A 435-nucleotide genomic window follows, 5' to 3' on the forward strand; every position below is an offset into this window, starting at 1 on the left:
GCGCTGAATTCAGTAAGCAGCGTCGTGTCGAATTTGATCAACTACGGTCAAGAAGGCATCGCGTTTTTATTCGGTAATTTGGCGACAGGGGGCTTCACCTTTGCGATCAATGTACTGGGTATCATCGTTTTCTTCTCCTCTCTTATCTCCGGTCTTTATCACATTGGTGTGATGCCAAAAGTTATCAACTTCATTGGTGGTGGTATTCAAAAGCTTCTTGGCATTGGTCGTGCTGAGTCTTTGTCTGCAACGGCGAACATTTTTGTCGGCACTATCGAAGCGCCACTAATGGTGAAACCCTACCTAAAGCACATGACTGATTCGCAGTTCTTTGCGGTAATGACAGGTGGTTTGGCATCAGTAGCTGGTGGTACGTTGGTAGGTTATGCCTCGTTGGGGGTTGATCTTAACTACCTTATCGCTGCTGCCTTTATG

1 protein-coding gene is annotated in these 435 nt (G+C 46.4%); it reads left to right on the forward strand.

Annotated features, from left to right (window positions below; genetic code table 11):
* On the forward strand, positions 1 to 435 hold a 435-nt coding region (locus UF06_RS17755), incomplete at both ends, for a nucleoside recognition domain-containing protein (RefSeq protein WP_045571636.1).

This window comes from Vibrio sp. S234-5 (assembly GCF_000960595.1).
Lineage (GTDB): Bacteria > Pseudomonadota > Gammaproteobacteria > Enterobacterales > Vibrionaceae > Vibrio.